This is a genomic window from Acuticoccus kandeliae (assembly GCF_003073115.1).
On sequence record NZ_QBBV01000001.1, the window covers coordinates 462,076 to 488,208 of the forward strand.

Below are 26,133 nucleotides of genomic sequence, written 5' to 3' on the forward strand. Positions count from 1 at the left end.
GCGAACGAGGGTCCTGGCGGCGCAATGCCACCGGCCAAGCCGGTCCTGCGGCCGCATCCAGCACGCTAGGCGTGTCGGTAAGGTTGGGCCACTAAAGTTTCCGTAACGCGGCGGACGGAGACCCCTGCGCGGGGGCAAAAAGCCCGGAACGGCCTCGCAAAACGGAAATGCCGCCCGCGTCAGAAAGGCGCGGACGGCATTTCAAATTGAGATGAACGAGGCTTAAGTCGTTCGTTTTGCTGCTACTTCTGGGCGCGCGGCGGACGACGATCCTTCACGCCGTAGAGCCGCTTCTCGGCCCACTCCGAATTCTCGATGTCCCCAGGCTCGGGCAAGGCAGCGGTGTCGGCCGGGGTGCGATAGTCGGCCGGGGGCTGGATCAGATAGGCGCGCGGCGCGGCCTTGCCTTCCTCGGTGAGGATGGCGCGGTCGGTCGAGGTGGTGCGGAAGGTCTGCTTCATCTCCTCGCGCGACAGGCGGAAATCCTGGGCCCGCGTGTCCTCCAGGAGATAATCCTTCTGGTGGGCGAGGCCGCCGCCGGCGCGACGGGCCGCCGCCACTTCGTCAGGACCGACGCGGGCGACGCCGATCTCGCCGACGCCGTTCTGCTCGTAGGCGGCGGTGGCGCCGAGCGCGTCGAGCTCGGCCTGGCGCTGGCGGGCCTTCTCGTCCTGGTCGACGGGGAAGTTCACGGCCGCCTCGGCGGAGGAGGTGTCCTCCGGGGAGGGCAGGTCGCGCGAATTGGGGACCGCGAGCGGGGCGCGCGGCTTGTAGACGATCGGCGTCTTCTTCTCCTCGACCATGCCGGTCATGGAGAGGATGGCGCCAAAGGCGGTGGAGTCGCCCTGGGTGGAGTTGTCGGCTTCCTCTTCGAAATAGTTGTAGCTCGTGTTGCAGCCTGCGAGGGACAGGCCGAGCACGGTCACCAACAAGGCGAGACGGACCATTGGACAAACTCCACAATTCGGCAGCCTAGGCCACCATCGATCAGCCTTCTCGCGACAGGACCCGACAGTCAACCTTGCGCGCGGGACGATCGCCGACTGATGCGCAAATATCACAGTGCCACCGATCGGGTTAAGGCTTCGTTTGGGCTGTTTTCACCGGAAAGAGCCCGTCGATCAAAAGGAGGATCACGCCGACGACGATCGCGGTGTCCGCGATGTTGAAGACGTACCAGGAGAACCCGGCATAATGGAGGTGCACGAAATCGACGACCGCGCCGTAGACCACGCGGTCGACGAGGTTGCCGATCGCCCCGCCCACGATGGTCGCGACCGCGATTCGCACCAGCGGCCGCTCGGTGCGGAAGAACCAGACCGTGAGGGCCACCGTCGCGAGCGCGGTCGCCGCGACGAGAACCCAGCGCGCCGTCCCCTCCGACTGGAAGAGGCCGTAGCTGATGCCGCGATTCCACACGAGCGTCAGCGACATCACGGGCAGCACTGGCACCGGGCCGTTGGAGAAGTCGACCTTGTGCAGGATGAGGAGCTTCGTCGCCTGATCGGCGAGGAAGATCGCCGCGGCGAGGATGATCCCCGCCGCGCGTCCCCCGAATGGCGACACCGTCACGCGGCGGCGTCGATCTCGGCCATCGCCGCCGCGTCGCGCGGGGAGAGGTCCGGGTAGCGCGGGTCGGCGCCGACGTCCGTGCTCACCTTCCAGGACCGGGCGCAGCGCGTGCCTTCCGCCTTCTCGACGCGGACGGAGACGCCCGGCACCTCTGGCAGCGTGAAGGCGGCGGCGTCGGCCGGGCCCGGCTCGATCGTCACCGCGCTCGTGATCACCACGTCGTCGAACTGCACGGCCTCGACGGCGGCGCGCAGCGCGTCGTCCTCGATCTTCACGATCGGATGGGCTTCCAGCGAGGCGCGGATGCGCTTGTCGCGCCGCTCAATTTCCAGCGCGCCGGTGACGACGCGGCGGACCTTCTTCACCCGCTCCCAGCGCTCGGCGAGCGCATCGTCGCGCCAGGCGGGGTCGACGCCGGCGAACGCCTCGCGATGGACCGAGCGCTCGCGGCCGCGGCTCTCCCACGCCTCCTCCATGGTGAACGGGAGGAGCGGGGCGAGCCAGGTCACCAGCGTGTCGAACAGGATCGACACCACGGCGAGCGAGGCCTTGCGGCGGGCGCTGGAGGGCGCGTCGCAATAGAGCGCGTCCTTGCGGATGTCGAAATAGAAGGCCGACAGCTCCACGTTCGCGAAGTTCATCAGCGTGTGGGCGACGTGGTTGTAGTCGAACCGGCGGTAGGCGGCGCGGATCTCGCCGTCGAGCTCGGCGAGGCGGTGGAGCATCAGCCGCTCCAGCTCCGGCGCGGTCGCGAGGTCGACCGGCGTGCCGTCATCGTGCGCGAGCGTGCCGAGCATCCAGCGGATGGAGTTGCGCAGCTTGCGGTAGGAATCGGCGACGCCCTTCAGGATCTCCGGGCCGATGCGCTGATCGTCCGTATAGTCCTGGCTCGCGACCCACAGGCGCAGGATGTCGGCGCCATACTGGTCGATGATGTCCTGCGGGGCGATCGTGTTGCCGAGCGACTTCGACATCTTGCGCCCGTCCTCGGCCATCGTGAAGCCGTGGGTGATGACGGTGTCGTAGGGCGCACGGCCGCGCGTGCCGCAGGATTCGAGCAGCGAGGAGTGGAACCAGCCGCGATGCTGGTCCGAGCCTTCGAGGTAGACGTCCGCCGGCCACTTGAGGTCCGGGCGCTTGGCGAGACAGAAGGCGTGGGTGGAGCCGGAATCGAACCACACGTCGAGAATGTCGTCGACCTTCTCGTACTGGCTTGCATCGTGGTCGCCCGCGAGGAAGCGCTCGGCGGCGCCGTCGGCGAACCAGGCGTCCGCGCCCTCCGCGTCGAAGGCGTCGGCGATCCGTTCGTTCACCGTCTCGTCGATCAGGACCTCGCCCGTCTCCTTGTGGACGAAGACGGTGATCGGCACGCCCCAGGCGCGCTGGCGCGAGACCACCCAGTCGGGCCGGTTCTCGATCATGCCGTTGAGGCGGTTGCGGCCCGCCGCCGGCACGAATTGCGTGTCCCCGATCGCCTTCAGCGCGCGGGTGCGCAGCGTGGTGTCATCGCCCAGCGCCTTGTCCATGGCGATGAACCATTGCGGCGTGTTGCGGAAGATGACCGGCTTCTTGGAGCGCCAGGAGTGCGGATATTGGTGCTTCAGCCGCCCGCGCCCGATGAGCGCGCCGACCGCGACGAGCGCATCGATGACGGCCTTGTTGGCCTCGCCCTTCTTGCCCTCGTCGGTGATGACGGCAAGACCCTCGAAGCCGGGCGCCTCGCGGGTGTACCGACCATCTGCACCCACGGTGTACGGAATGTTCGTGTCGATGCCGGCAGCCTCAAGACGCCGCTTGTTCTCGGTCCAAACTTCAAAATCCTCAACGCCGTGGCCAGGTGCAGTGTGGACAAACCCCGTGCCTGCATCATCGGTAACGTGATCGCCGGGAAGAAGGGGCACCAAGAACGAGTAGGGAGCCGCTCCGCCCGCGAAATGCTTTCCTTGGGGACCTGGTACGCCTACAAATTGCTTTCCGCCCTGCGGGTAGAAGGGGTGGTCCTTTTCCCTTGGCCACAGCGGATGATAGCACATTGTACCGGCGAGGACGGCCGCCGGCACGTCGTCGCGGCGCACGAACGCGTCGACCCGCGCCTCCTTGAAGATCGCCTCGGCGAGGCTGTCGGCGACGACGAAGCGCTCGCCCACCTTCGCCCAGTTCTCCGCCGCCGCCTCGGTCACTTCATAGAGGCCGTAGGAGATGTTCGGGCCGTAGGCGATGGCGCGGTTGCCGGGGAGCGTCCAGGGCGTGGTCGTCCAGATGACGATCCGGGCCTCCAGGAGGTCGGTGATGACCGCCTCGTCCTCGGGCGAGCCGGGCTCGGACGGGTTGTCGCGCAGCGCGTTGATCGCGCGCGAATCGACATTGGCGACCGGGAACGCGACCAGCACCGTGTCCGACTGGTAGTCGTGATACTCGACTTCGGCCTCGGCGAGCGCGGTGCGCTCCACGACCGACCACATGACCGGCTTCGAGCCGCGATAAAGCTGCTTCGACACGGCGAACTTCATCAGCTCGCGGGCGATCTGCGCCTCCGCGAGGAAGCTCATCGTGAGGTAGGGGTCCTTGAAGTCGCCGATCACGCCGAGGCGCTGGAATTCCTCGCGCTGCACGCCGAGCCAGTGGGTCGCGAACTCGCGGCACTCGCGGCGGAACTCGTTGATCGGGATCGCGTCCTTGTTGCGGCCCTGGGAGCGGAAATTCTCCTCGACCTTCCACTCGATCGGCAGGCCATGGCAGTCCCAGCCGGGGACGTAGTTGGCATCGTAGCCGAGCATCTGGTGCGAGCGGACGACGAAATCCTTCAGGATCTTGTTGAGCGCCGTGCCGATATGGATGTGGCCGTTCGCGTAGGGCGGGCCGTCGTGCAGGATGAACTTCTCGCGGCCGGCGCTGTCGGCGCGCAGCGTCTCGTAAAGGTCGCCCTCGGACCATTTCGCGAGCCATTCGGGCTCGCGCTTCGGCAGGCCGGCCCGCATCGGAAACTCGGTCTTCGGCAGGTACAGCGTCTCGGAATAATCGCGCGCCGCGCCCGCTTCGGGGCTCTTGGCCTCTTTGGACGTCATGGTGGCATCGCTCATCGGGTCGACTTTCGGCATTGCGGCGCGTGCCCGGTGGCAGCGCCATGAAAACGGATAACGCGCCCCGCCTGCGAAACGGAATTTCGCCGCGGATCAGGCACGGTAATTGCAGAAGCCGATGGCGCGATCAGGCGCTGAACGAACCCCGTCCCGCCGACGGCTTCACACCGGCGGACGGGCTGAAAATTCGGCCAGTCGCCCGACCGACCAGGCCATTTGAGGTCATGCGTCTCATGATCCGAGTTCGCTTAGACGATGTTGAAGGCGACGGGAAGCGCCATTCGCGCGGGGCGCGCCCCATCAATTCCGCGCGAGGGGACACGGCGCGGACGCCGCGCCCTTCGCGCAGATGGGTTGTGGCCTTGATGGAATCAAAGGCTCGGCAGGATGGCGTCGGCGCCCGAGACCTTCGCCTCGCCCGGCGTCTCCTCGATGTTGAGGATCTTCACGACGCCGTCCTCGACCAGCATCGAATAGCGCTTGGAGCGGATGCCCATACCGAAGCCCGAGGCGTCGAGCTCGAGGCCGATCGCGCGGGTGAAGACGGCCGAGCCGTCCGCGAGGAAGGTGATCTTGCCCTCGCCGCCGGACGATTTCGCCCAGGCATTCATGACGAACATGTCGTTCACGGAGACGACGGCGACCTCGTCGACGCCCTTCGCCTTGATGGCGTCGAGGTTCGTGATGAAGCCCGGCAGGTGGTTGCGGTCGCAGGTCGGCGTGAACGCGCCGGGCACACCGAACATGACGACGCGGCGCCCCTTCGTGAACTCCTCGACGGTCATTTCGGACGGGCCGTCCGCGGTCATCACCTTGAATGTCGCAGGGGGAAGCTTGTCACCAACGGCGATAGTCATCGTGCGGTCTCCAGGATCGGGTGGAAAGGTCGCGGCGTTTTAGTCCACCGATGCGCCCGTGACGAGCCCCGACTCTCTCTTATCTGATACTATGCTAGGCTGATCGTTGACCTTGAGGAGGGCTGACATGGAGAGGACCGAAGGCTACCTCGAGGGACAGTGTCTGATCGCGATGCCGCAGATGGGCGACACGCGCTTCGAGCGCTCGGTGGTGTTCCTCTGCGCCCATTCGGCGGAAGGGGCGATGGGCATCATCGTGAACAAGCCCGCCCGCAACATCTCGTTCGTCGACCTCCTGACCCAGCTCAACGTGATCGAGGAGGGCAACGCGATCCTGCTGCCCGAATCGGCGCGCCGCGTCGCCGTCCACAATGGCGGGCCGGTCGAGACCGGGCGCGGCTTCGTGCTGCACACGCCCGATTTCGTGCTGAAGGAGGCGACCCTCGTCACCGCGAACGATGTGTGCCTCACCGCGACCGTCGAGATCCTGCGCGCCATCGCGAACGGGGAGGGGCCGTCCCAGGCGCTCCTCGCGCTCGGCTATGCCGGGTGGGCGCCCGGCCAGCTCGAGCACGAGATCACCAACAATGGCTGGCTCCATTGCGAGGCCGATTACGGCCTCCTGTTCGACGCCGATCTCGACGCCAAGTATGAGCGGGCGATCCACAAGCTCGGCATCGACCCGCTTCTCCTCTCCACGGCCGCCGGACACGCCTGAGAGCGTTGCCCGGTTGTTGACACAGCGCCATGAGAAGCGCTTCTGACAGGGCCACGGGAGGAGACCACGGGTGCAGTACATCTCCACACGCGGCGCGGCGGCGCCGCTCCGCTTTTGTGACGCGACGCTGACCGGGCTCGCCCCGGACGGCGGTCTGTTCGTTCCTGAGACCTATCCGGCCTTCGCCGAGGGCGAGCTGCGTGCGCTCGTCGCCCAGCCGTTCGAGACGATGGCGCGGGCGGTGCTGACGCGCTTCGCCGCCGGCGACCTCGCCGACGATGCGCTGGGCGCCGACATCGACGCCGCGATGGCGACCTTCGCGCACGCCGCGCGCACGCCGCTCGTGCAGGTCGGCCCGCGCGACTATGTGCTCGAGCTCTTCCACGGCCCGACCTTCGCCTTCAAGGACGTGGCGATGCAGACGCTCGCCCGCCTGATGGACCGCATCCTGTCGGCCCGCGGCCGGCGCGCGACGATCGTGACCGCCACCTCCGGCGACACCGGCGCGGCCGCCGCCGAGGCCTTCCGCGGCCGCTCGGCGATCGACCTCTTCATTCTCTTCCCGGACGGGCGCGTCTCCGAGGTGCAGCGGCGCCAGATGACGACCATCGCCGACGACAACGTCCACACCCTCGCGGTGGACGGCGACTTCGACGACTGCCAGCGAATCGTGAAGGCGCTCTTCGTGGATCGCGCCTTCAACGAGCGCGTCGCGATGAGCGGCGTGAACTCGATCAACTGGGCCCGCGTCGCGGCGCAGATCACCTATTATCTCTTCGGCGCCCTCGCGCTCGGCGGGCCGGACCGTAAGGTTGCGTTTTCTGTTCCCACAGGAAATTTTGGCGATATTCTTGCCGGCTACGTGGCCCATAAAATGGGTCTTCCGATCGAGCGCCTCGTGATCGCAACGAACCAGAACGATATTTTGGATCGCACCGCGAAGACCGGCCGGTACGCGCCCGGCCGCGTGATGCCGTCGACCTCCCCGTCGATGGACATCCAGGTCTCCTCCAACTTCGAGCGCCTGGTGTTCGACCTGTCGGGCCGCGACGCCGCCTCCATCGCCTCGCGCATGAACGACCTCTCCGCCGGCTTCTCCCTCACCGACGCCGAGCGCGCCGCGATGGGAACGCTCTTCTCCTCCGGCCGGGCCGACGACGAGGACACCCGCCGCACGATCGGCGAGATCTACGCCGAGACCGGCATGATCGTGGACCCGCACACGGCGGTGGGCCTCCACGCCGCGCGCGCGACGACGCTGCCCGAGGGCGTGCCGATGATCACGCTCGCGACGGCGCATCCGGCGAAATTCCCCGACGCGGTCGAGGCTGGATGCGGCGTGCGCCCGGTGCGGCCGGAGCGGCTTGACGCCGTGATGAGCGCGCCGGAGCGGATGACCCGGATTAGCGCCGATATCGCGAGCGTCGCCCGCCACATCGTCGACCGGTCGCGCGCGGTGACCGTCTGATGCGAATGACGCGGCTCGATAGCGGTCTCACCGTCGTCAGCGACGCGATGGCGCACGTCGATTCGGCGGCGCTCGGGGTGTGGGTGAAGACCGGCGCCCGCTCCGAGGGGGAGGGCGAGCACGGCATCGCCCACTTCTTGGAGCACATGGCCTTCAAGGGCACGGCCAAGCGCTCGGCGCGCGAGATCTCCGAGGCGATCGAGACGGTCGGCGGCGAGATCAACGCCGCGACAAGCGTCGAGACGACGGCCTACCACTCGCGCATCCTCGCCGAGGACATGCCCCTCGCGCTCGACATCCTGTCCGACATCCTCACCCAGCCGACCTTCGACCCGGCCGACATCGAGCGCGAGCGCAACGTCATCCTCCAGGAGATCGGCGCCGCCGAGGACGTGCCGGAGGACCGCGCGTTCGACGCCTTCCCGGAGGCGGCCTATCGCGGCCAGGCGCTCGGCCGGCGCATCCTCGGCACGCGCGACAGCGTCGGCGCGGTCGACGCGGCGGCGCTGCGCAAATTCTTCGACGGGCACTACACCGCCGGCGCGATGACCGTCTCGGCGGCGGGCGCCGTCGACCATGACCGGCTCGTCGACGCCGTCTCGCGCGCGTTCGAGACCCTGCCGCAGCGCGCCGCGCCCGTGCCCTCGCCCGCCCGCTACACCGGCGGCATCGCCAGCGAGGCGCAGGATTCGTCCGAGTGCCAGTGGATCCTCGGCTTCGAGGGGCGCCGCGCGACGGACCCGAAGGCGGTAACGGCGCAGCTCGCGGCGATGGTGATGGGGGGCGGGCTCTCCTCGCGCCTCTTCCAGGCGCTGCGCGAAGAGCGCGGCCTCGTCTACGACACCTCCGCCTTCCACTGGGCCTTCGCCGATTCGGGCGTGTTCGCGATCCATCTCGCCACCACCGCCGACGAGGTGGAGGAGGCCGAGACCGTCGTCCTCGACGAGTTGGAGAGCGCGATCGAGGGCATCTCCGTCGAGGAGCTCGGCCGCGCGAAGGCGCAGCTCAAGGCCGGCCTCCTGATGTCGCGCGAGAGCTGCAACGCGCGGATGGGGCAGGCGGCCCGGCAGGCGATCGTCTATGGCCGCCCCGTCTCGAAGGAAGAGCGGATCGCCGAGATCGAGCGCGTCGCGCCCGAGGACGTGCGCGCTCTCCTCGCCGAGATGGTGCAGACGGCGCCGACCCTCGTCGGCATCGGCGCGATGGCGATGCCGAGCGTTGCGGTGATCGCGCGGCGGTTCGGTGGATCGGGGCGGCGGGGGCCGATGGCATGAGCGCATTGCCGCGCTCATCCCTCGTTCGCGGATCGGCCGCGCTCAATGAAGGCACGATCCTTCGCGGCGAAAAGACCTTCCTCAAGATGCCGCTCGCCACGGACTATACCGAGTGGAGCCAGCTCCGCGCGGAGAGCCGGCATTTCCTGAAGCCGTGGGAGCCGATCTGGCCGCGCGACGATCTGACCCGCATGGCCTTCCGCCGCCGGATCCGCCGCTATCATCGCGAGATCCGCAGCGACGAAGGTTACGCCCTCTTTGTATTTGAGTCCGAACATGGCCAGCTCGCTGGCGGCCTCACGCTCGCGCACGTCAAGCGCGGGGTCACGCAATCCTGCTCGGTCGGCTATTGGATGGGTGAGCGATTCGCCGGCCAGGGGCTGATGGGCGACGCGGTGCGCCGCATCGTCCCGTTCTGTTTCGATGTGCTTGGCCTTAACCGGATAGAAGCGGCGACCCTGCCGCACAATGAACGGTCCATGCGTCTGTTGCGTCGAGTGGGTTTCAGTGAGGAAGGCTACGCGCGCCGTTTCCTCTGCATCAATGGCGCCTGGCGCGATCATGTCCTCTTCGCGCTCTGCGCCGGGGACCAGATCGGCGCGTCCCAGGGCGGCACGGAAGGGGGCGGAGCATGATCCGCGCTCTCGTCGCGCTCCTCCTGCTGGTGCTCGCAGGCGCGACGGCCGCGCACGCGGTCGACGCCGTCCCGGTGAGCGACACGGCCCCCTTCACGGACCTGCGCCCCCGCGTCGAGATGTACACCGACCAGCTCGGGGACCTGCGCGTCTCGACCGCGCCGGACCTCGACGGTGTCGTCCAGCGCATCGAGGTGCGCGCCACCAACCCCGAGACGCGCCACTGGGCGGTCATCGGCCTCCAGAACCCGGGTGACGAGCAGATCGACCGCCTGATGGTCGCGCCGCACCACCGTCTCGCCAATTCCGGCGTGCTGAACCCCGACCTCGGCGACGAGCGCATCGTCGCCATCACGCCGAGCGAGGGCTTCCCCCCGACCCGCGTCGCGAGCGCGGACGCGGACGTCTTCCTCATCACGCTCGATCCGGGCGCGACGGTCACCTACGTCCTCGAATTGACGACGCCGCAGCTTCCGATGCTGCGCCTGTGGGAGCCCGGCGTCTATCGCGACAGCCAGAACGCCTACACGCTGTTCAAGGGCATCGTCGTCGGCATCTCGGGCCTTCTCGCCCTCTTCTTCCTCGTGGTGTTCGTCATCAAGGGCTCGATGATGTTCGCCTCGGCGGCGGTCCTCGCCTGGGTGGCGTTCGGCTACGTGCTGATCGATTTCGCCTTCCTCGGCGACGTGCTCTCGGCGCGATTGTCCAATGAGGCGGTGCTGCGCGCGTTCGCCGAGTCGATGCTCGTCCTCGCGCTCGCGGCCTTCCTGATCTCCTATCTGAACTTCACCCGATGGCGCGTGCGCAACGCCTACGCGCTCTTCGCGATGGTGCCGCTCGCCGCCGTCGCCGGGTGGCTCGCCTCGAACGACCCGGTGCTGACGGCGAGCATCGCGCGCTGCGCGCTCGCGGGGGTGGCGGGGCTCGGCCTTATCGCGATCCTGATCTCCGCGATCCGGGGCCACGACCGGGCGATCCTGATCCTGCCGACCTGGCTCCTCCTCATCGCCTGGATCGTCGGCGCGGCGCTGACCCTCTCGGGCGAGATCGACAACGACTTCGTGCAGCCGGCGCTGAATGGCGGGCTGATCCTCCTCGTCCTCCTCATCGGCTTCACGGTGATGCAGTACGCCTTCGCCGGCGCGACCATCGCCCCCTCCCTCGCGAAGGACGTGGAGCGGGACGTTCTGGCGCTCGCCGGCGCCGGCGATATCGTGTGGGACTGGGACGTCTCGCGCGACCACATCTCGTGCGGCGCCGAGGCCGAGCACCGTCTGGGGCTCGACCGGGGCGAACTCCAGGGCCCGCCGCAGGATTGGTTCGCGGTCCTCCATCCGCAGGACCGCGATCGCTTCCGCGCGACGCTCGACGCGATCGTCGATCGCCGCCGCGGCCGCATCAGCGACCTCTTCCGCTTCCGCGGCGTCGACGGCCATTTCCGCTGGTTCCGCCTGCGCGCCCGCCCGGTGATCGGTTCGACCGGCGAGATCATCCGCTGCGTCGGCACCCTCAACGACATGACCGAGGCGAAGACGAGCGAGGAGCGCCTCCTCCACGACAGCGTCTACGACAACCTGACGGGCCTGCCGAACCGCCACCTCTTCCTCGACCGGATCGAGATGGCGCGCGCGTGGTCGAACGAGAGCACCGCCCAGCGCCTCTTCGTCGTCGTCGTCAACCCGGACGATTTCTCCGAGATCAACGACACGTACGGCCAGTCGGTCGGCGACTCGGTCCTCCTCACCATGGCGCGCCGCCTCGGGCGCATCCTGAAGCGGCACGACAGCGTCGCCCGCCTCTCCGGCGATTCGTTCGGCCTCCTCATCTATCAGGACCCCGCCAAGATCGAGGAGTTCATCGACAAGGTGCGCGAGACGATCGGCGCGCCGATCCAGTTCGCCGACCGCGAGATGTCGGTGAAGGTCTCGCTCGGCATCGCCGGCATCGACCTCAAGGCCGAAAGCGCGGCCGAGCTCCTCGACAATGCCGAGCTGGCGCTCCGCCGCGCCAAGCGCCAGGGCGGCGACCGTGGCGAGGTGTTCGATCCGCTGATGCGCCGCCTCAACATGAGCGGCCGCTCGCTCGCGCGCGACCTGAAGCGCGCGATCACCGAGGACAAGGTGAAGGTGCAGTACCGCCCGATCCGCGACCTCATGAACGACCGCACGGTCGGCTACGAGGCGATGCCGTCCTGGCATCACCCGCTCCAGGGCCCGCTCAACTGGGCCGAGCTTCTGGAGGTCGCCGCGCACGAGGGGATGGCCGTGCAGCTCGCGCTGGCGACGCTCGAACGGTCGGCCCAGACGCTCGCCGAGTGGCGCGCGGGCGGCAAGGCGCTCTCCCTCCTCCTCACGATCCCCGTGCCGGACGCCTTCCGCTCCGAGCTCGTCGGCGACGTGAAGACGGTGATCGCCCGCAACCGCCTCGACGCCGGGGCGCTTCAGATCGGTATCCCCGAATCGATCGTGACCGACAATCCCGAGTTCGCGGCGCAGCTCCTGTCGCGCCTGCGCGATGTCGGGGCGGGGACCTGGATCGTCGACTTCGCGCGGCGCACCACGGCGCTGCCGAACCTCCACCGCCTCGCGATCGACGGCATCCGCTTCGACGAGCACCTCACCGCCGCGGGCGAGGGCATCCGGCGCCAGAAGATGCTGTCGGCCCTCTTCGCGATGGCGACGGCGCTGGAAGCGCGGGTGATGGTCGGCGGCGTCTCTACGATGCGCGAGGCGACGGACCTCCACGCGCTCGGCGCGCGCTACGCCGTCGGCTCCGCCTTCGGGCGCCTCGTCACCGCCCAGGCGGCCCCGACCCTTGCGGTCGAGCACGCCGCCGCGGCCGCGGAATAGAGCCATGATGCGCAAGGGCGCCCGCCCCGCGGTCCAGCCGGAGCTGGACCGTCTGGCGCGGCGCTTCGAGGCGGCGGTCGAGGCCGGCGACTGGGACGACGCGATCGACGCGCTCGACGGGCTGATCGCCCTCCAGCCAGGCGCCCCCGCCCTCCACTACAACAAGGCCGTGGCGCTGCGCCGCGCGGGCCGTGCGGAGGACGCGGTCGCCGCCGCCGACGCCGCGCTCGCGCGCGAGCCGCGCTTCGTCAACGCGCTCTTCGAGCGGGCGTGCGCGCTGATGGAGCTTGGCCGCTACGACGCCGCCCGCGACGGGTTCGAGCGGTTCCTGTCGTCCGAGCCGCACGATATCGACGCGCGCCTCAACCTCGCCGCCCTCCTCCTGAAGGCGGAGCGGCCGGGCGATGCGCTGGAGCGCGTGATGGACATGTCCGGCAAGCACGCGGCGGTGATCCGCGCCGAGGCGCTGCGCGATCTCGGCCGGCTCGACGAGATGGAAGTGGCGCTCGGCGCCGTGTCGCCCGACCTTGCGGCTGAAGTCCGCAGCCAGCGACCCAACGCCCGCCTCGCCCTTGCCCTGCGCAAAAGCGCCGAGTCCGGGAAGAAGGCCGACTGAGCCCGGCGGCCGGCACGGCGCGACATGCGCCTCTCAGCCTTGCGATGATCTCGTGATGGAGCGGCCCCGCGTCGCCGTGTCGGCGGGCGGGCCGGAGCGCGCCTCGCTCAGCGCGGGGTCTTCGATTCCCGGCGGCGCAGATAGGTCCAGGTGAGGGCCGCGAAGAGGGAGATGAGCACGAAGACGACCTCGATGGCGTTGATGGTCGAGAACGGACCGGACCGGACCCGATTACCGGTTCCAGCGGGCAGTGTCCACGACGGATCGCCCGCGCGCAACGGGGTTTTGTCGCAGCGCCGCGACTGAAATGGTGCGAAGCGCGGCGCGCTGATGATTGTGGGCCACAGAAATCAGCGCGCGATCCGCTGGAGCGGCAAGATTTCCGCGTCCGGCCCGGCGGCGAAATTCGCGGACGGATGATCGTTGTCATGGCAGGGCGGAGGCGGCTGGGCGAGCATGGCCCCGGCGGCGCGCCCTTTGCGTTTCGCTTTATGGGCGTGGCGGTTAAGGTCGCGCGCAGAGTTGCCGAAGGAGGGACGGGTGCTGGAGTTTCATGTCGACGGCGCGACGATCGCGGTGGAGCCCGCCCACGTGGTCGTGGCGGGCTGGACCGGACGCGATCAGGCCGCCGTCCAGCATCATATCGACGAGCTCGCCGCGATCGGCGTCGCCCCGCCGAGCACGGTGCCGCTCTACTACCGCGTCGGCCGCCATCTGGTGACGCAGGACGGCGAGATTGACGCCGTCGGCGCCGGATCCTCGGGGGAACTGGAGCCGGTGGTGGTCGTGACGGCGGGCGGGCTGCTGCTCACCGCGGGCTCCGACCACACCGACCGCGATCTCGAAGCGCACTCGGTCGCGCTGTCGAAGGCGATCGCGGGCAAGCCGGTCGCCCGGCAGGCGCTGCGCTTCGCCTCGATCGACGATCTCGACGCGCTGACGCTGCATTCGGAAGTGAGCGAGGACGGCAAGCACTGGACGGATTATCAGCGCGGGACGCTCGCCTCGATCCGCCCGCTCGCCTCGCTGGTCGAGGGGGCGCGGGCCGCGCTCGGCGGCCTGCCGGAGGGGACGGTGGTGTTCTGCGGGACGCTGCCGACGCTGACGGGCGCGATCGTCCCCGCGCGGCACTTCCGCGGGACGATCAGCGATCCGGCGACCGACAAGTCGATCGCCTTCGCTTACTCGGTGAAGGTGCTGCCCGAGGTCTCCTGACCTCGCGAAAGGGGCGCGCCGCCGGCCTCAGCCGACGAAGGCGCGCTCCACCACGTAGGTGCTCGGCGCGTTGTTCGCGCCCTCGGTGAGGCCGAAGCCTTCCAGGATCGCCTTCGTGTCGTTGATCATCGCCATCGACCCGCAGATCATGGCGCGGTCCTCGTCCGGATTGATCGGCGGCAGGCCGAGATCGGTGAAGAGCTGGCCGGAGGCGAGGAGGTCGGTGATGCGCCCCGTGTGGGCGTGGGGCTCGCGCGTGGCGCTGCCGTAGTAGACGAGCTTGCCGTCCACCATCTCGCCGACGAGCGGGTCGTTAATCGTGCGATCGACCAGCTCCTCGCCATAGGCGAGCTCGGCGACCTCACGGCAGGTGTGGGTGAGGATCACCTGGTCGAACTTCTCGTACGTCTCCGGATCGCGGATCAGCGAGGCGAAGGGCGCGATGCCGGTGCCGGTCGAGAACATGTAGAGGCGCTTGCCCGGAATGAGGGCATCGTTCACGAGCGTGCCGGTCGACTTCTTCCGCAGGAGAATGGTGTCGCCGATCTGGATCTTCTGCAGGTGCTCGGTCAGCGGACCGTTCGGCACCTTGATCGAGAAGAATTCGAGCTCCTCGTCCCAGGACGGGCTCGCGATCGAGTAGGCACGGAAGACCGGCTTCTCCGCGTTCGGCAGACCGATCATCACGAATTCGCCCGAGCGGAAGCGGAAGCTCGCGGGACGGGTGATGCGGAACTTGAACAGGAAGTCCGTATAGTGGTGAACCGAGGTCACCGTTTCGGCAAAGCAGTTGGCAGGGATCGCGATGTGCGGACGTGCGCCGTCTGCGAGGGCCAAAGTGTCCAAGGAAACACTCCCAGCGTTAGGATCGGTCGCCATAAAGATCGTTAGTGCGCAAACAAATACTAGAGGGGGGCGGGAATCGTCAAGGTGCAGGCCTGCAACGCTTGTGCCAGGGTTGACCGGTGTTAGTGTGCGAACGAACCGGACCGCCGGTCGGACCCCGCGCGAAGAGACCGCTTATGTCAGAACCCCAAAAGCTCGTGATTCACAATATCGGCTTGCTTCTTTCCGGACGGATGGAGGAGCCGATCCTCGATGCTGACTGCGTGATCGCCATCGATGGGCGCATCACTGAAATCGGCAAGAAGAAGGATCTCGACACCGACCAGGCGCATCTGGAGATCGACGCGCAGGGCACGACGCTGGCGCCGGGCCTGATCGACAGCCACGTCCACCCGGTCGTGGGCGACTACACGCCGCGCCAGCAGCAGCTCCACTGGATCGACTCCACCCTCCACGGCGGCGTCACCACGATCATCTCGGCTGGCGAGGTCCACATGCCGGGCCGCCCGAAGGACATCGTCGGGCTGAAGGCGATGGCGATCGCGGCGCAGCGCTGGTACGAAAATCTCCGCCCCTCCGGCATGAAGGTCCACGCCGGCGCGCCCGTCATCGAGCACGGGCTCGAAGAGCACGACTTCAAGGAGCTTGCGGAAGCGGGCGTGAAGCTCCTCGGCGAGGTCGGCCTCGGCAGCGTGAAGGACGGGGCGACCGCGCGGCAGATGGTCGCCTGGGCGCGCAAATACGGCATCCAGTCCACCATCCACACCGGCGGCCCGTCGATCCCCGGCTCCGGCCTCATCGACAAGGACGTGGTGCTCGAGGCCGACACCGACGTCATCGGCCACATCAATGGCGGCCACTCGGCGCTGCCGGACGACCAGATCATCTGCATCTGCGAGAGCTGCAAGCGCGGCCTCGAGATCGTGCACAACGGCAACGAGCGGGCCGCGCTCCTGACGCTGAACACCGCGCGCGAACTGAAGGAGCTCGACCGGGTCATCCTCGGCACCGACGGGCCGGCGGGCTCGGGCGTCCAGCCGCTCGGCATCCTGCGCATGGTCGCGCTGCTGTCGAGCTTCGGCAACGTGCCGGCGGAGATCGCCATCTGCTTCGCGACGGGCAACACGGCGCGCGTGCGGGAGCTTGATTGCGGCATCGTCGAAGTCGGCCGCGCCGCCGACTTCGTGCTGATGGACCAGGCCCAGCACGCGCCGGGCAAGACGATCCTGGAATCGATCGAGCAGGGGAATTTGCCGGGCGTCGGCATGACGATCATCGACGGCGTCGTCCGCTCGCGCCGCAGCCGCAACACGCCTCCCGCCTACAAGATCCCCCTCATCGCCGGGGAAAAGGGCGAGGTCGGCGGCGGGCACTGACCCCCGACACCCGCTCAATCCAGCCATGCACGAAGGCGCCACCTGCGGGTGGCGCCTTTCTTTTTGCCCGGATTCCGGGACCTTCACGCCGGGTGCCGTCCCCCGGAGGTGGGTGCGACATATGATGCGCCGCCGCCGCGCAGGGGGTGAGTCGATCGTCGTCTTCCATTAATTTCAGAAATTACTGAAATTTGTGAAGGCCAATGGGTCGTCACCGCCGGCGAAAGGGTGAGCCCCGATGCTCGACACATTCGACCCGGTGATGCTGGCGCGCATCCAGTTCGCCTTCACCGTCGCGTTCCACTTCATCTTCCCGTCCTTCACGATCGGCCTCGCGAGCTTCCTCGCGGTGCTGAACGGGATGTGGCTCTGGACGCGCGACGACGCCTATCTCCAGCTCTGGAAGTTCTGGGTGAAGATCTTCGCCGTCGCCTTCGCGATGGGCGTCGTGTCGGGCATCACGATGAGCTACCAGTTCGGCACGAACTGGGCCGTCTTCTCCGACAAGACCGGCCCGGTCCTCGGCCCGCTGATGGCCTACGAGGTGCTGACCGCCTTCTTCCTGGAGGCCGGCTTCCTCGGCATCATGCTCTTCGGCCGCGAGCGCGTCGGCGACACGCTCCACATGATCGCCTGCCTGATGGTGGCGGTCGGCACCGCGATCTCCGCTTCCTGGATCCTCAGCGTGAACTCCTGGATGCACACGCCCGCCGGCTACTCGATCGCCGAGAACGGGCAGTTCGTGCCGGAGGACTGGTGGGCGATCATCTTCAACCCGTCCTTCCTGCCGCGCTTCGCCCACACGCTGACGGCCGCCTACCTCACGACCGCCTTCATCGTCGGCGGCGTCGGCGCCTACCACCTCCTCAAGGGGCGCGCCGGCAACAAGAGCGTCGTCACCATGTTCTCGATGGCGATGTGGATGGCCGCCCTCGTGGCGCCGGTGCAGATTTTCCTCGGCGATGCGCACGGTCTCAACACGCTGGAGCACCAGCCGATGAAGATCGCCGCGATGGAGGGGCACTATCCCGACTATCCGGACGGCGCGCCGCTCTTCCTCTTCGGCATCCCGAACGAGGCGGAGGAGCGGATCGACTACGCGGTCCAGATCCCGAAGCTCTCCTCCCTCATCCTGAAGCACGATCTCGACGCGCCGCTCGACGGCCTCGCCGCGATCCCGCGCGAGGACCGTCCGCCCGTCGCGATCCCCTTCTTCGCCTTCCGCGTGATGGTCGGGATCGGCTTCCTGATGCTCGGCATCGGCCTCTGGAGCGTCTGGGCGCGCTGGCGCGGGCGGCTCTACACCTCGCGCCCCCTCCTGCGGGCCGCGCTCCTGATGAGCCCGGCCGGCATCGTCGCGGTGATCGCGGGGTGGATGACGACGGAGGTCGGCCGCCAGCCCTACACCGTCTACGGGCTCCTCAGAACGGCCGAAAGCGCGTCGCCGATCGCGGCGCCGGCGGTGGGCGCCTCGCTGATCGCCTTCATCGTCATCTACTTCATCGTGTTCGGCGCGGGCGTCTTCTACATCCTGCGCCTGATGGGCCACGCGCCGACCCCGCTCGAAAAGGGCGTCTCCAAGGAGGACGGGCCGATCCGGACCTCCGGCATCACCCCGGCCGCGCAGATCGCCGGCCCCGGCGCCCTCCCGGCGGAGTAGGACAGATGGACTTTGCAAGCCTCGACCTCACAGTCGCCTGGGCGATCCTCCTCGCCACCGCGATCTTCATCTACGTCGCGCTCGACGGGTTCGATCTCGGCCTCGGCATCCTTTACCCCTTCTTCCCGAAGAAGGCCGACCGCGACCTCGTGATGAACTCCGTCGCCCCGGTGTGGGACGGCAACGAGACCTGGCTCGTCCTCGGCGGGGGCGGGCTCTTCGCCGCCTTCCCGCTCGCGTACGCGATCCTGATGCCGGCGCTCTACGCGCCCGTCATCGCGATGCTCCTCGCGCTCGTCTTCCGGGGCGTCGCGTTCGAGTTCCGCTGGCGCACGGTGCGCTGGCGGCCGGCGTGGGACTGGGCCTTCATCGTCGGCTCCACGATGGCCGCCTTCTGCCAGGGCGTGGCGCTCGGCGCGATCCTCCAGGGCGTCACCGTCGTCGGCCGGTCCTATGGCGGCGGCTGGCTCGACTGGCTCACCCCCTTCTCGGTCGTCACCGGGGCGGCGGTGGTGTCGGGCTACGCGCTCCTCGGGGCTACGTGGCTCAACATGAAGCTCCTCGGCGAGCCGCAGCTGAAGGCGCGCCGCCTCGCCTGGCGCTTCGCGCTCGCGACGGTCGCCTTCATCGTGATCGTGAGCCTCTTCACGCCCTATCTCGACGCGGCCTACTCGGAGCGGTGGTTCGCCTGGCCGAACATCCTCTATGCCGCGCCGGTGCCGGTGGTGGTCGCGCTGCTGACGTTCGCGCTCTTCCGCGCGATCCACATCCACGAGCACGACAAGTGGCCCTTCCTCATCGCGCTCGCCCTCTTCCTCGTGACCTTCTTCGGGCTCGGCATCTCGATGTGGCCGTACGTGATCCCGACTTCGGTGACGATCCACGAGGCGGCGGCGCCGTTCAAATCGCAGCTCTTCATGTTCGTCGGCGCGGCGGTGCTCCTGCCGATCATCCTCGCCTACACGGGCTACTCGTACTGGGTGTTCCGCGGAAAGCTCGACCCGGAGAAGGGCGGGTATCATTGATGGCCCGCAAGCTCGTCTGGTTCGCGCTCTACTGGCTCGCGGGCGTCATGACCGTCACGCTGGTCGCCTACGCCATCCGCGCGATGGTGCTGTGATCAGCCGCGCGCGATGCCGAGCCCGGTGAGCATCGACCGGTAGCGGTCGAACCGCCCGGCGAGTGTGTCGGCGAGGCGCGGCGCGGGCGCGACGCTCTCCGTCGCCGCCGGCTTCGCCGAAAGGATGTCCGTCGTGTCGAGCCCGGCCGCGATCCGGGCAAGACGCGCCGCGCCGAGGGGGGCGGCCATCGTGGCGGCGGCGCTTTTCGCCAGCGGCGCGTCCAGCATCGTCGCGATCAGCTCCAGCCACAGCCGGTTGCGCACCCCGCCGCCGACCACGAAGAAGGTGCTCGGCGAGAGGCCCGCCGAGCGCTGCGCGTCGACGCATTCGCGCAGCTGAAAGGCGACCCCTTCGAGGATCGCGTAGCCGAGGGCGGCGCGGTCGGTGCGGCCGGTGAGGCCGGCCATGATCGCGCCGACATCGGGCCGGTTGTGCGGGGTCCTGAGGCCGGAGAGGCTCGGCAGCGCGATCGGCGCCTCGCCGATCCGCCCCGCCGCGACGAAGGCGTCGACCTCGGCCGCGAGCGCCGACACGGTCGCGCCGGTGAGGTTCGCGGTCCAGGCGAAGGCAGCCGTCGCGCTCATGACGACGGCCATGGAGAGGAACGTGCCGGGCGCGGCGTGGACGCCGGTCAGGACCGCGTCGCGCGGGGCGGGGTGGAAGGCCCCGTCGACCGCGCAGACCACCGCCGATGTGCCGATGGTGATGAGCGCGTCGCCGGGCGCGGCGACCCCTGCGCCGAGCGAGGCCGCCATGTTGTCGCCCGCTCCGGCGGCGACCGGCACGTCCGGCCGCATCGACCAGCGCGTCGCGAGGCGACGGCGCAGTCCGCCCCCGTTCGCCCAGGACGGGATGATCGGCGGCAGGCGCGCCACGTCCCATCCGGCGGCGGCGCAGAGGTCCGCGTCCCAGGTGGCGGAGGCATTGTCCATCAGCATCGTGCCGGAGGCGTCGCTCGCCTCGCTCGCCCGCTCCCCGGTGAGCCAGAGGCGCACATAATCCTTCGGCAGCATCAGGAGGTCGGCGTCGAGCGCGGAGGGCTCGTGCGCGGCGAGCCACAGGAGCTTCGGCGCGGTGAGGCCGGGGTCGGGCTGGCCGTTGGTGCGCATCCCGATGTCCGGCACGCGACGCGCGAGCTCTGCGCATTCGGCGATGGCGCGCTGGTCGTTCCAAAGGATTGCCGGACGCACGGGCCGATCCGCCGCGTCGACGAGCACGGCGCCGAGCATCTGGCCGGAGAGCCCGATCCCCGCGACCCGCGCCATCAGCGCGGGATGGTCGGCGGCGAGCCGGTCGAGGCAGGCGGTGATCGCCTCGCACCACAGGTCCGGCGCCTGCTCGCTCCAGCCGGGATGCGGCGAAGAGACGGCGATCGCCTGGTCGGCCTCGGCGAGCGGATGGTCGATCCCGTCGGTGATGACGGCCTTGACGCCGGAGGTGCCGATATCGATGCCGAGCGTGGCGGTCACACCGGCTCCAGCGCCGGGGAACTCACCGGCTCCAGGAGGGCGCGGGCGGTCGCCTCGTCGCTGACGAAGGTGTCGACAAGCCCGCGCGACAGCACCGCCCGGATGATCGGCACCTTGTGCGCGCCGCCTGCGGCGAGGATCACGTTCGGGATCGCGGCGAGGTCGGTGAAGTCGATGCCGATGAGGCGCTCGTTGATCGGGTGGTCGATCGGGTGGCCGGACGCGTCGAGCACCGTGCCGAGCACGTCGCCGACGGCGCCGGCGGCGAGGAGCGCCTCCACCGTCACGTCCGGCGGCAGCGCGTCGCGCATCAGGAGCGAGCGCTCCGACATGTCGCCCACCGCCATCGCGAGCGCGTCCACCTTGCGGATGCGCTCCAGGATGTCGGTGAAGACGGCCTGGCCGACGATCGTGTCGCGCGAGGCGCGCGTGCCGGCATAGAGCGGGGCGGGGAAGAAGGAATGGTGCGCGTTGCAAAGGTCCGCGAGGCGCGTCGTGATCTCGAAGGAGGAGATGTCGGAGCCGCGCGTCGTGCCGCCCATCACCGAGAGGATCTCGAGGTCGGGCCGGTCGAGCGGGTCGACATGGCGTGTCGCGATGTTGAGTGTGTTGCCCCAAGACATGCCGAACTGGGTGAGCGCCGGGTCCGCGAGGACGACGCTGAGGAGGTGGCCGAGCGCGATGCCGACGACGGTCTGCGTGTCCTCCACCCGCTCCGGGCTCGGCGCGATGGCTGCCTCGCGCAGCCCGTAGCGCGCCTTCAGCGCCTCTTCCATCTCGATGCAGGGGGCGAAGTGGGTGTTCAGCGAGATGCGCACGAGGCCCTTCCGCCGGGCCTCGGACAGCGCCTTGTTGACCCGAAGGCGCGTGACGCCGAGGCGTTCGGCGACGGCCCCCTGCGTCAGCCCCTCCACGTGATAGGCCCAGGCGACGCGCGCCAGGAACCGCTCGTTCTCGTCGATGGCGAGGGTCTTCGGCGCGCGCGGCATCGCCGGAGCCTACTTCACGGCGCCCATCGTCAACCCGCGCACGAGCTGCTTGGATGCGATGAGGGCGAAGATGATCACCGGGATCACGATCAGCGTCGAGGTCGCCATGATCTTCCCGTAGGGCAGGTTGTAGCCCTCCATGAAGGACACGGCCATTGCCGGCGCGGTCTTGGCATAGGTGCGCGTCAGCACCAGCGCGAACATCAGTTCGTTCCACGAGAAGATGAACGAGAAGATCGCGCTCACCGCGACACCCGGCATCGCGAGCGGCAGGCAGACCGAGCGGAAGATCCGCCATTGCGACGCGCCTTCGAGGATCGCCGCCTCGTCGAGATCGCGCGGGATGGAGCGGAACTGGTCGGTGCAGATCCAGATGACGATCGGCAGGTTGAACGTCAGATAGATGAGGATCAGCACGATGTGCGTGTCGAGGAGCCCCAGCATCCGCACAATGAGGAAGAAGGGGAGGGCGAGCACGACCGGCGAGACCATGCGGTTCGTGATGAACCAGAACCAGAGGTCCTTCTTGCCGCGGAACTCGAACCGGGCGAGCGCGTAGGCGGCGGGGCAGCCGAGCCCGATCGCGAGGATCGTCGTCGACACCGCCACGATCAGCGAGTTGATCAGCGTCGCGCCGACACCGTCGTCGAAGAGCACCTCGGTGTAGTTCGCGGTGGTCGCGTCGAAGATCCAGACCGGCGGGGACTGGAGGGCGATCACCTGCGTCTTCAGGCTCGTCGTCACCATCCAGTAGAACGGGAAGATGCAGAACAGGATGACGAGCGCGATGAGGAGGATCTGAACCCAGAGGCCGCGCTCGCGCTTGGCGGCGGCGGGCGCGCTGGCGACGGCGGGCGCCGCCCCGGTGGCGGTCTCGACGCTCACGAGTGCACCTCCCGATAGAAGAACCAGATGTAGAGGCGCGACAGGACGATCGTGATGATGAGGAGGATCACCGCCTGCGCCGAGGCGAGGCCCTGGTCGAATGCGCGGAAGCCGACGCGCTGGATCAGGAGGGCGATGAACTCGGTCGCCGCGCCCGGCCCGCCGCGCGTCATGGTGAAGACCATGTCGAAGAGCTTCAGCGTGTCGGCAGTGCGCAGGATGAGGAGCGCCGTCAGCCCCGGCACCAGGAAGGGGAGCTGCACGTGGCGCAGGATCGTGAGCCAGCTCTTGGTCTCGAGCCGCGCGGCCTCCTCGATCTCGGGTGGCACGGTGGTGAGCCCGGCGAGGAGCACGAGGGCGCAGAAGGGCGTCCACTGCCACACGTCCCAGAAGATGACGGTGACGAAGGCGAGATCCGGATCGCCGAGCCAGTCGAACGGTCCGAGCCCGACGAAGCCGAGGAGCTGGTTCACCACCCCATATTTGAGATTGAACATCACCTGACCGAGGAGGCCCACCACAGCGTAGGTGGTCGCCATCGGCACGACGAGGGACAGGCGCGCGATCGTCTTGAAGAAGCCGAGGCCCGGCTTGTGAAGGAGGAGCGCGATGCCGAGGCCGAAGGCGAGCTGCAAGGGCAGCGCGATCGCGAGCAGCGTGAAGGTGCGGCCCATCGCGTCCCAGAACGCGCCGTCGGTGAGCACCGTCGCGTAATTCTCGAGCCCGATGAATTTCTGCCGGGCGAGCTTGGTGAGGTTGTAGTCCCGCAGCGAGGTCCACACCGCGAAGAGAAGCGGCACGATCCCGATCACCGCCAGCGCGATGACGGCGGGGCCGAGGAAGCCGAACAGCGTGGCGCGCGAGACGCGCCCTGGCATGGTCTGAGGCATGGATCGCACCGCGAAGTTGTCAGCCAGGCACCGGGGTGCCTGGCTGATCGGGAGTCTTACTGCGCGAGGGGCTTCTCGCCGTCATAGTAGCCGGCGTCGTCGAGCACGGCTTCCATGCGGGTTCCGATCTCCTGCGCGCCTTCTTCGGTCGTGACCTCGCCGAGCATCATCTTCGTGCCCCACTCCTGCACGATCTCGGTGATCTCCGGCCACTCGGCGAACCGCGGGCGGAACTCCGGCACGCCTTCCTGCCAGCTCTCGACCAGCGCGTCGGCGAAGAAGAACTTGTCGCGGATCGACTCGTCCTCATAGACCGACTGGCGGGCCGAGACGCCGCCGAGGTCGAGATAGGTCTCCGCGTTCGCCTTCGACGTCAGATACTGGATCATCAGCCAGGCCGCGGCCTTTTCGTCGTCGTCGGCCTGCGTGGCGACGGCGAGCGAGAAGCCGCCGAGGGCGGGCTTGCGGCCGGCGGGGCCCTTCGGCTCCGGCGCGACGGCGATGCAGTCCGCGACGGTGGAGGTGTTCGGATCCTTCAGCGTGGAGGCGAAGGCCGACCATTCGGTGATGATCGCGACGTCACCCTGTGCAAGGCCGTTCACCGTCTCGGCATGGTCATAGGCGACGATGCCGTCCGGCATGTACTGCATCAGGTCCTGGCGGAATTTCAGCCCGGCCTGGCTCTCCGGCGAGTTCAGGTTGGAGCGGAATTCGGCGTCGAGGAAGGAGCCGCCGAACGGCCACAACATGCGGGCGAAGCTGTCGGCCGACTGGGTCTCGTTGCGCTTGGACTGGAGGGCGAAGGCGAACTTGCCGTCCTTGGTCAGCGCCGGACCATACTTGTCCTTCAGCTCTTCCCAGGTCTCGGGCGGACCGTCGAAGCCGGCCTCCTCCAGCATGCACTTGTTGTAGAACATGAGGCCCGAATAATTGTCGAAGGGCAGGCCGTAGACCGTCCCGTCCCAGGTGCCGAACGCGTCGAGCGTCACCGGGAAGAAGTCTTCGAGGTCGAGATCGGGATCGGCGAGGTCCGCGTTCGAGGTGAACTCCTCGATCGGCACGATCCAGCCATTCTCGGCGAAGTTGCCGATCCACACGAGGTCGATCAGCGCGACGTCGAGATCGCCGCCGGCGACGAAGTCGCGGACCTGCTCGCCGAGCGCGTTCTCGTACGGATGCTTGATGATGTTGACGTTGATGCCGGTCTTCGCGGTGAAGTCCTTCAGCATCTCCTCGGCGGCTTCATAGCCGGGGCGCAGCAGGAACACGACGTCGACCGTGGTGCCGGCGTAGGGCTTGGCGGCTTCTTCCAGCGACCAGGCCTGGGCCGCGCCCGAGCCGAACGCCATCGCCGCGGTGAGCGCGAGCGCGCTCACGGTTGTCCTCAACTTCATAGCGTCTCTCCCTATGCGGCGGTTTGGCCCGCTCTTTGACCGTCTGCCGCGTTCGTCCGATTGACTCGTTTGTAACGGCAGCAATACATTTGTAAGAAAATGACGGCGCGTCAAACGCATTTTTTGCGCCGCGTGGCTCAGTAGGGAGGGTCAGGGATGGCGGACGTCCGCCTGTCGCATGTCGACAAGCACTATGGCGAGGCTCAGGCGCTCTTCGATATCTCGCTCGACATCAAGGACGGCGAGTTCGTCGTTTTCGTCGGCCCGTCGGGCTGCGGGAAGTCGACCTTGCTGCGCTCGATCGCCGGTCTCGAAGGGATCTCCAGCGGCACGATCATGATCGGCGCCGACGACGTGACCCACACCGCCCCGTCCGACCGCGGCGTCGCGATGGTGTTCCAGTCCTACGCGCTCTATCCGCACATGAGCGTCCGCGAGAACATGGAATTCGGCATGAAGATCAACGGCGTGGGCCGGAAGGACCGCGCTGCCCGCGTCGCCGAGGCCGCCCGTGTCCTCCAGCTCGAGCCTTATCTGAACCGAAAGCCCGCCCACCTCTCGGGCGGACAGCGCCAGCGTGTCGCCATCGGCCGGGCGATCGTGAAGGAGCCGAAGGTCTTCCTCTTCGACGAGCCGCTCTCCAACCTCGACGCCAAGCTGCGCATCCAGATGCGCGTGGAGCTCGAGGCGCTGCACGCCAAGCTCGGCGCGACGATGATCTACGTGACCCATGACCAGGTCGAGGCGATGACGATGGCCGACACGATCGTGGTCCTCAACCAGGGCCGGATCGAGCAGGTCGGCGCGCCGATGGAGCTCTATCACCGCCCGCGCACCCGGTTCGTGGCCGACTTCATCGGCGCACCCGCGATGAACTTCCTCAAGATCCGCACCGAAGGCGGCGCTGTGCGCTATGGGGCCGGCACGGTCGGCGGGCCGGCCGCCGCGCCGGAGGGGGCGGTGACGCTCGGCATCCGGCCCGAGCATATCGAGCTGACGGCACCCGGCGGCGGCGCGTTCGACGCGCGGGTGGAGGTGAAGGAGGCGCTCGGCGGCGAGAGCTATCTCTACGCCACCGCGCCGGAGGGGGAGCGCATCGTCGTGAAGACGGCGGGGGACGACCCGACCCACCATGGCGACGTCGTCGGGCTGAAGCTGCCGGCCGGCCGCATCCACCTCTTCGGTGCCGACGGCACCAACCTCTCGCTCGCCTGAGGAT

The 26,133-nt window shown here is 68.4% G+C and carries 22 protein-coding genes; 11 read left to right on the top strand and 11 right to left on the bottom strand.

The window, feature by feature from the left end:
* Positions 1 to 242 precede the first annotated feature (242 nt).
* The 4 genes from DBV35_RS02155 to DBV35_RS02170 form a co-directional block, all read right to left on the bottom strand.
* A complete protein-coding gene (locus tag DBV35_RS02155) occupies positions 243 to 947 on the bottom strand; it encodes a hypothetical protein (RefSeq protein WP_108658605.1) in 705 nt (234 codons plus the stop codon).
* Between the two features lie 130 nt (positions 948 to 1,077).
* Positions 1,078 to 1,566 (bottom strand): signal peptidase II, encoded by a 489-nt coding sequence (lspA, locus tag DBV35_RS02160; RefSeq protein ID WP_108660506.1) that lies wholly within the window; start codon positions 1,564 to 1,566, stop codon positions 1,078 to 1,080.
* 2 nt (positions 1,567 to 1,568) lie between these two features.
* On the bottom strand, positions 1,569 to 4,637 hold the full coding sequence (gene ileS / locus DBV35_RS02165) for an isoleucine--tRNA ligase (RefSeq protein WP_108660507.1): 3,069 nt from the start codon (positions 4,635 to 4,637) through the stop codon (positions 1,569 to 1,571).
* A 386-nt stretch (positions 4,638 to 5,023) separates the two neighbouring features.
* Positions 5,024 to 5,509 (bottom strand): peroxiredoxin, encoded by a 486-nt coding sequence (locus DBV35_RS02170; protein WP_108658606.1) that lies wholly within the window; start codon positions 5,507 to 5,509, stop codon positions 5,024 to 5,026.
* Between the two features lie 127 nt (positions 5,510 to 5,636).
* Between DBV35_RS02170 and DBV35_RS02175 the strand changes: the two genes are divergently transcribed.
* The 6 genes from DBV35_RS02175 (at position 5,637) to DBV35_RS02200 (ending at position 13,069) form a co-directional block, all read left to right on the top strand.
* Complete coding sequence (locus DBV35_RS02175) at positions 5,637 to 6,227, top strand: YqgE/AlgH family protein (protein WP_108658607.1); 591 nt, start codon at positions 5,637 to 5,639, stop codon at positions 6,225 to 6,227.
* 70 nt (positions 6,228 to 6,297) lie between these two features.
* Positions 6,298 to 7,695, top strand: coding sequence for a threonine synthase (gene thrC, locus DBV35_RS02180; protein ID WP_108658608.1), 1,398 nt, complete (start codon positions 6,298 to 6,300; stop codon positions 7,693 to 7,695).
* The gene (locus tag DBV35_RS02185; protein WP_205648430.1) at positions 7,695 to 8,969 is read left to right on the top strand and encodes a M16 family metallopeptidase; all 1,275 of its coding nucleotides are present in this window, start codon (positions 7,695 to 7,697) and stop codon (positions 8,967 to 8,969) included. Before thrC ends, DBV35_RS02185 begins: the two co-directional genes overlap by 1 nt.
* Positions 8,966 to 9,604, top strand: coding sequence for a GNAT family N-acetyltransferase (locus tag DBV35_RS02190; RefSeq protein ID WP_108658610.1), 639 nt, complete (start codon positions 8,966 to 8,968; stop codon positions 9,602 to 9,604). Before DBV35_RS02185 ends, DBV35_RS02190 begins: the two co-directional genes overlap by 4 nt.
* Positions 9,601 to 12,453: an EAL domain-containing protein gene (locus tag DBV35_RS02195; RefSeq protein WP_205648431.1), complete on the top strand. Its 2,853-nt coding sequence runs from the start codon at positions 9,601 to 9,603 to the stop codon at positions 12,451 to 12,453. Before DBV35_RS02190 ends, DBV35_RS02195 begins: the two co-directional genes overlap by 4 nt.
* Positions 12,454 to 12,457: 4 nt before the next feature.
* Positions 12,458 to 13,069 carry a tetratricopeptide repeat protein gene (locus DBV35_RS02200; RefSeq protein WP_108658611.1) on the top strand — a complete coding sequence of 204 codons (612 nt, stop codon included), beginning with the start codon at positions 12,458 to 12,460 and terminating at the stop codon, positions 13,067 to 13,069.
* A 107-nt stretch (positions 13,070 to 13,176) separates the two neighbouring features.
* Here DBV35_RS02200 and DBV35_RS30115 read toward each other — a convergent pair whose 3' ends face one another.
* A complete protein-coding gene (locus DBV35_RS30115) occupies positions 13,177 to 13,347 on the bottom strand; it encodes a hypothetical protein (protein ID WP_157961543.1) in 171 nt (56 codons plus the stop codon).
* A 262-nt stretch (positions 13,348 to 13,609) separates the two neighbouring features.
* Between DBV35_RS30115 and DBV35_RS02205 the strand changes: the two genes are divergently transcribed.
* On the top strand, positions 13,610 to 14,284 hold the full coding sequence (locus DBV35_RS02205) for a DUF2848 family protein (protein WP_245943815.1): 675 nt from the start codon (positions 13,610 to 13,612) through the stop codon (positions 14,282 to 14,284).
* A gap of 27 nt (positions 14,285 to 14,311) precedes the next feature.
* Here the strand turns inward: DBV35_RS02205 and DBV35_RS02210 are convergent, their stop codons facing one another.
* On the bottom strand, positions 14,312 to 15,130 hold the full coding sequence (locus tag DBV35_RS02210) for a ferredoxin--NADP reductase (RefSeq protein ID WP_425428432.1): 819 nt from the start codon (positions 15,128 to 15,130) through the stop codon (positions 14,312 to 14,314).
* A gap of 176 nt (positions 15,131 to 15,306) precedes the next feature.
* Here DBV35_RS02210 and DBV35_RS02215 point away from each other — a divergent pair, with 176 nt between their 5' ends.
* The 3 genes from DBV35_RS02215 (at position 15,307) to cydB (ending at position 19,191) form a co-directional block, all read left to right on the top strand.
* A complete protein-coding gene (locus DBV35_RS02215; RefSeq protein WP_108658614.1) occupies positions 15,307 to 16,506 on the top strand; it encodes an amidohydrolase family protein in 1,200 nt (399 codons plus the stop codon).
* A gap of 238 nt (positions 16,507 to 16,744) precedes the next feature.
* A complete protein-coding gene (locus DBV35_RS02220) occupies positions 16,745 to 18,166 on the top strand; it encodes a cytochrome ubiquinol oxidase subunit I (RefSeq protein ID WP_108658615.1) in 1,422 nt (473 codons plus the stop codon).
* 5 nt (positions 18,167 to 18,171) lie between these two features.
* Complete coding sequence (gene cydB, locus DBV35_RS02225) at positions 18,172 to 19,191, top strand: cytochrome d ubiquinol oxidase subunit II (protein ID WP_108658616.1); 1,020 nt, start codon at positions 18,172 to 18,174, stop codon at positions 19,189 to 19,191.
* 95 nt (positions 19,192 to 19,286) lie between these two features.
* On the opposite strand, the gene xylB is transcribed toward cydB, so the two are convergent.
* Genes xylB through DBV35_RS02255 form a run of 5 tightly spaced genes read right to left on the bottom strand, consistent with a single transcriptional unit; the run spans position 19,287 to position 24,914 of the window.
* Positions 19,287 to 20,756 (bottom strand): xylulokinase, encoded by a 1,470-nt coding sequence (xylB, locus tag DBV35_RS02235; protein WP_108658618.1) that lies wholly within the window; start codon positions 20,754 to 20,756, stop codon positions 19,287 to 19,289.
* Positions 20,753 to 21,745 carry a sugar-binding transcriptional regulator gene (locus tag DBV35_RS02240; protein WP_108658619.1) on the bottom strand — a complete coding sequence of 331 codons (993 nt, stop codon included), beginning with the start codon at positions 21,743 to 21,745 and terminating at the stop codon, positions 20,753 to 20,755. The genes xylB and DBV35_RS02240 overlap by 4 nt, the downstream gene beginning before the upstream one ends.
* Before the next feature lie 9 nt (positions 21,746 to 21,754).
* Positions 21,755 to 22,630 (bottom strand): carbohydrate ABC transporter permease, encoded by an 876-nt coding sequence (locus DBV35_RS02245; protein WP_205648432.1) that lies wholly within the window; start codon positions 22,628 to 22,630, stop codon positions 21,755 to 21,757.
* A complete protein-coding gene (locus DBV35_RS02250) occupies positions 22,627 to 23,520 on the bottom strand; it encodes a carbohydrate ABC transporter permease (protein ID WP_211099926.1) in 894 nt (297 codons plus the stop codon). Before DBV35_RS02250 ends, DBV35_RS02245 begins: the two co-directional genes overlap by 4 nt.
* A 56-nt stretch (positions 23,521 to 23,576) precedes the next feature.
* On the bottom strand, positions 23,577 to 24,914 hold the full coding sequence (locus tag DBV35_RS02255; RefSeq protein WP_108658621.1) for an ABC transporter substrate-binding protein: 1,338 nt from the start codon (positions 24,912 to 24,914) through the stop codon (positions 23,577 to 23,579).
* A gap of 156 nt (positions 24,915 to 25,070) precedes the next feature.
* Here DBV35_RS02255 and DBV35_RS02260 point away from each other — a divergent pair, with 156 nt between their 5' ends.
* The gene (locus DBV35_RS02260; protein ID WP_108658622.1) at positions 25,071 to 26,129 is read left to right on the top strand and encodes an ABC transporter ATP-binding protein; all 1,059 of its coding nucleotides are present in this window, start codon (positions 25,071 to 25,073) and stop codon (positions 26,127 to 26,129) included.
* Positions 26,130 to 26,133 lie beyond the last annotated feature (4 nt).

Bases quoted from the DNA above. Each gene is read 5' to 3' on its own strand.
- DBV35_RS02155 (WP_108658605.1), bottom strand. From the start codon at position 947: ATGGTCCGTCTCGCCTTGTTGGTGACCGTGCTCGGCCTGTCCCTCGCA.
- ileS (WP_108660507.1), bottom strand. From the start codon at position 4,637: ATGACGTCCAAAGAGGCCAAGAGCCCCGAAGCGGGCGCGGCGCGCGAT.
- DBV35_RS02170 (WP_108658606.1), bottom strand. From the start codon at position 5,509: ATGACTATCGCCGTTGGTGACAAGCTTCCCCCTGCGACATTCAAGGTG.
- DBV35_RS02175 (WP_108658607.1), top strand. From the start codon at position 5,637: ATGGAGAGGACCGAAGGCTACCTCGAGGGACAGTGTCTGATCGCGATG.
- DBV35_RS02185 (WP_205648430.1), top strand. From the start codon at position 7,695: ATGCGAATGACGCGGCTCGATAGCGGTCTCACCGTCGTCAGCGACGCG.
- DBV35_RS02190 (WP_108658610.1), top strand. From the start codon at position 8,966: ATGAGCGCATTGCCGCGCTCATCCCTCGTTCGCGGATCGGCCGCGCTC.
- DBV35_RS02195 (WP_205648431.1), top strand. From the start codon at position 9,601: ATGATCCGCGCTCTCGTCGCGCTCCTCCTGCTGGTGCTCGCAGGCGCG.
- DBV35_RS02200 (WP_108658611.1), top strand. From the start codon at position 12,458: ATGATGCGCAAGGGCGCCCGCCCCGCGGTCCAGCCGGAGCTGGACCGT.
- DBV35_RS02215 (WP_108658614.1), top strand. From the start codon at position 15,307: ATGTCAGAACCCCAAAAGCTCGTGATTCACAATATCGGCTTGCTTCTT.
- DBV35_RS02220 (WP_108658615.1), top strand. From the start codon at position 16,745: ATGCTCGACACATTCGACCCGGTGATGCTGGCGCGCATCCAGTTCGCC.
- cydB (WP_108658616.1), top strand. From the start codon at position 18,172: ATGGACTTTGCAAGCCTCGACCTCACAGTCGCCTGGGCGATCCTCCTC.
- DBV35_RS02240 (WP_108658619.1), bottom strand. From the start codon at position 21,745: ATGCCGCGCGCGCCGAAGACCCTCGCCATCGACGAGAACGAGCGGTTC.
- DBV35_RS02250 (WP_211099926.1), bottom strand. From the start codon at position 23,520: ATGCCTCAGACCATGCCAGGGCGCGTCTCGCGCGCCACGCTGTTCGGC.
- DBV35_RS02255 (WP_108658621.1), bottom strand. From the start codon at position 24,914: ATGAAGTTGAGGACAACCGTGAGCGCGCTCGCGCTCACCGCGGCGATG.
- DBV35_RS02260 (WP_108658622.1), top strand. From the start codon at position 25,071: ATGGCGGACGTCCGCCTGTCGCATGTCGACAAGCACTATGGCGAGGCT.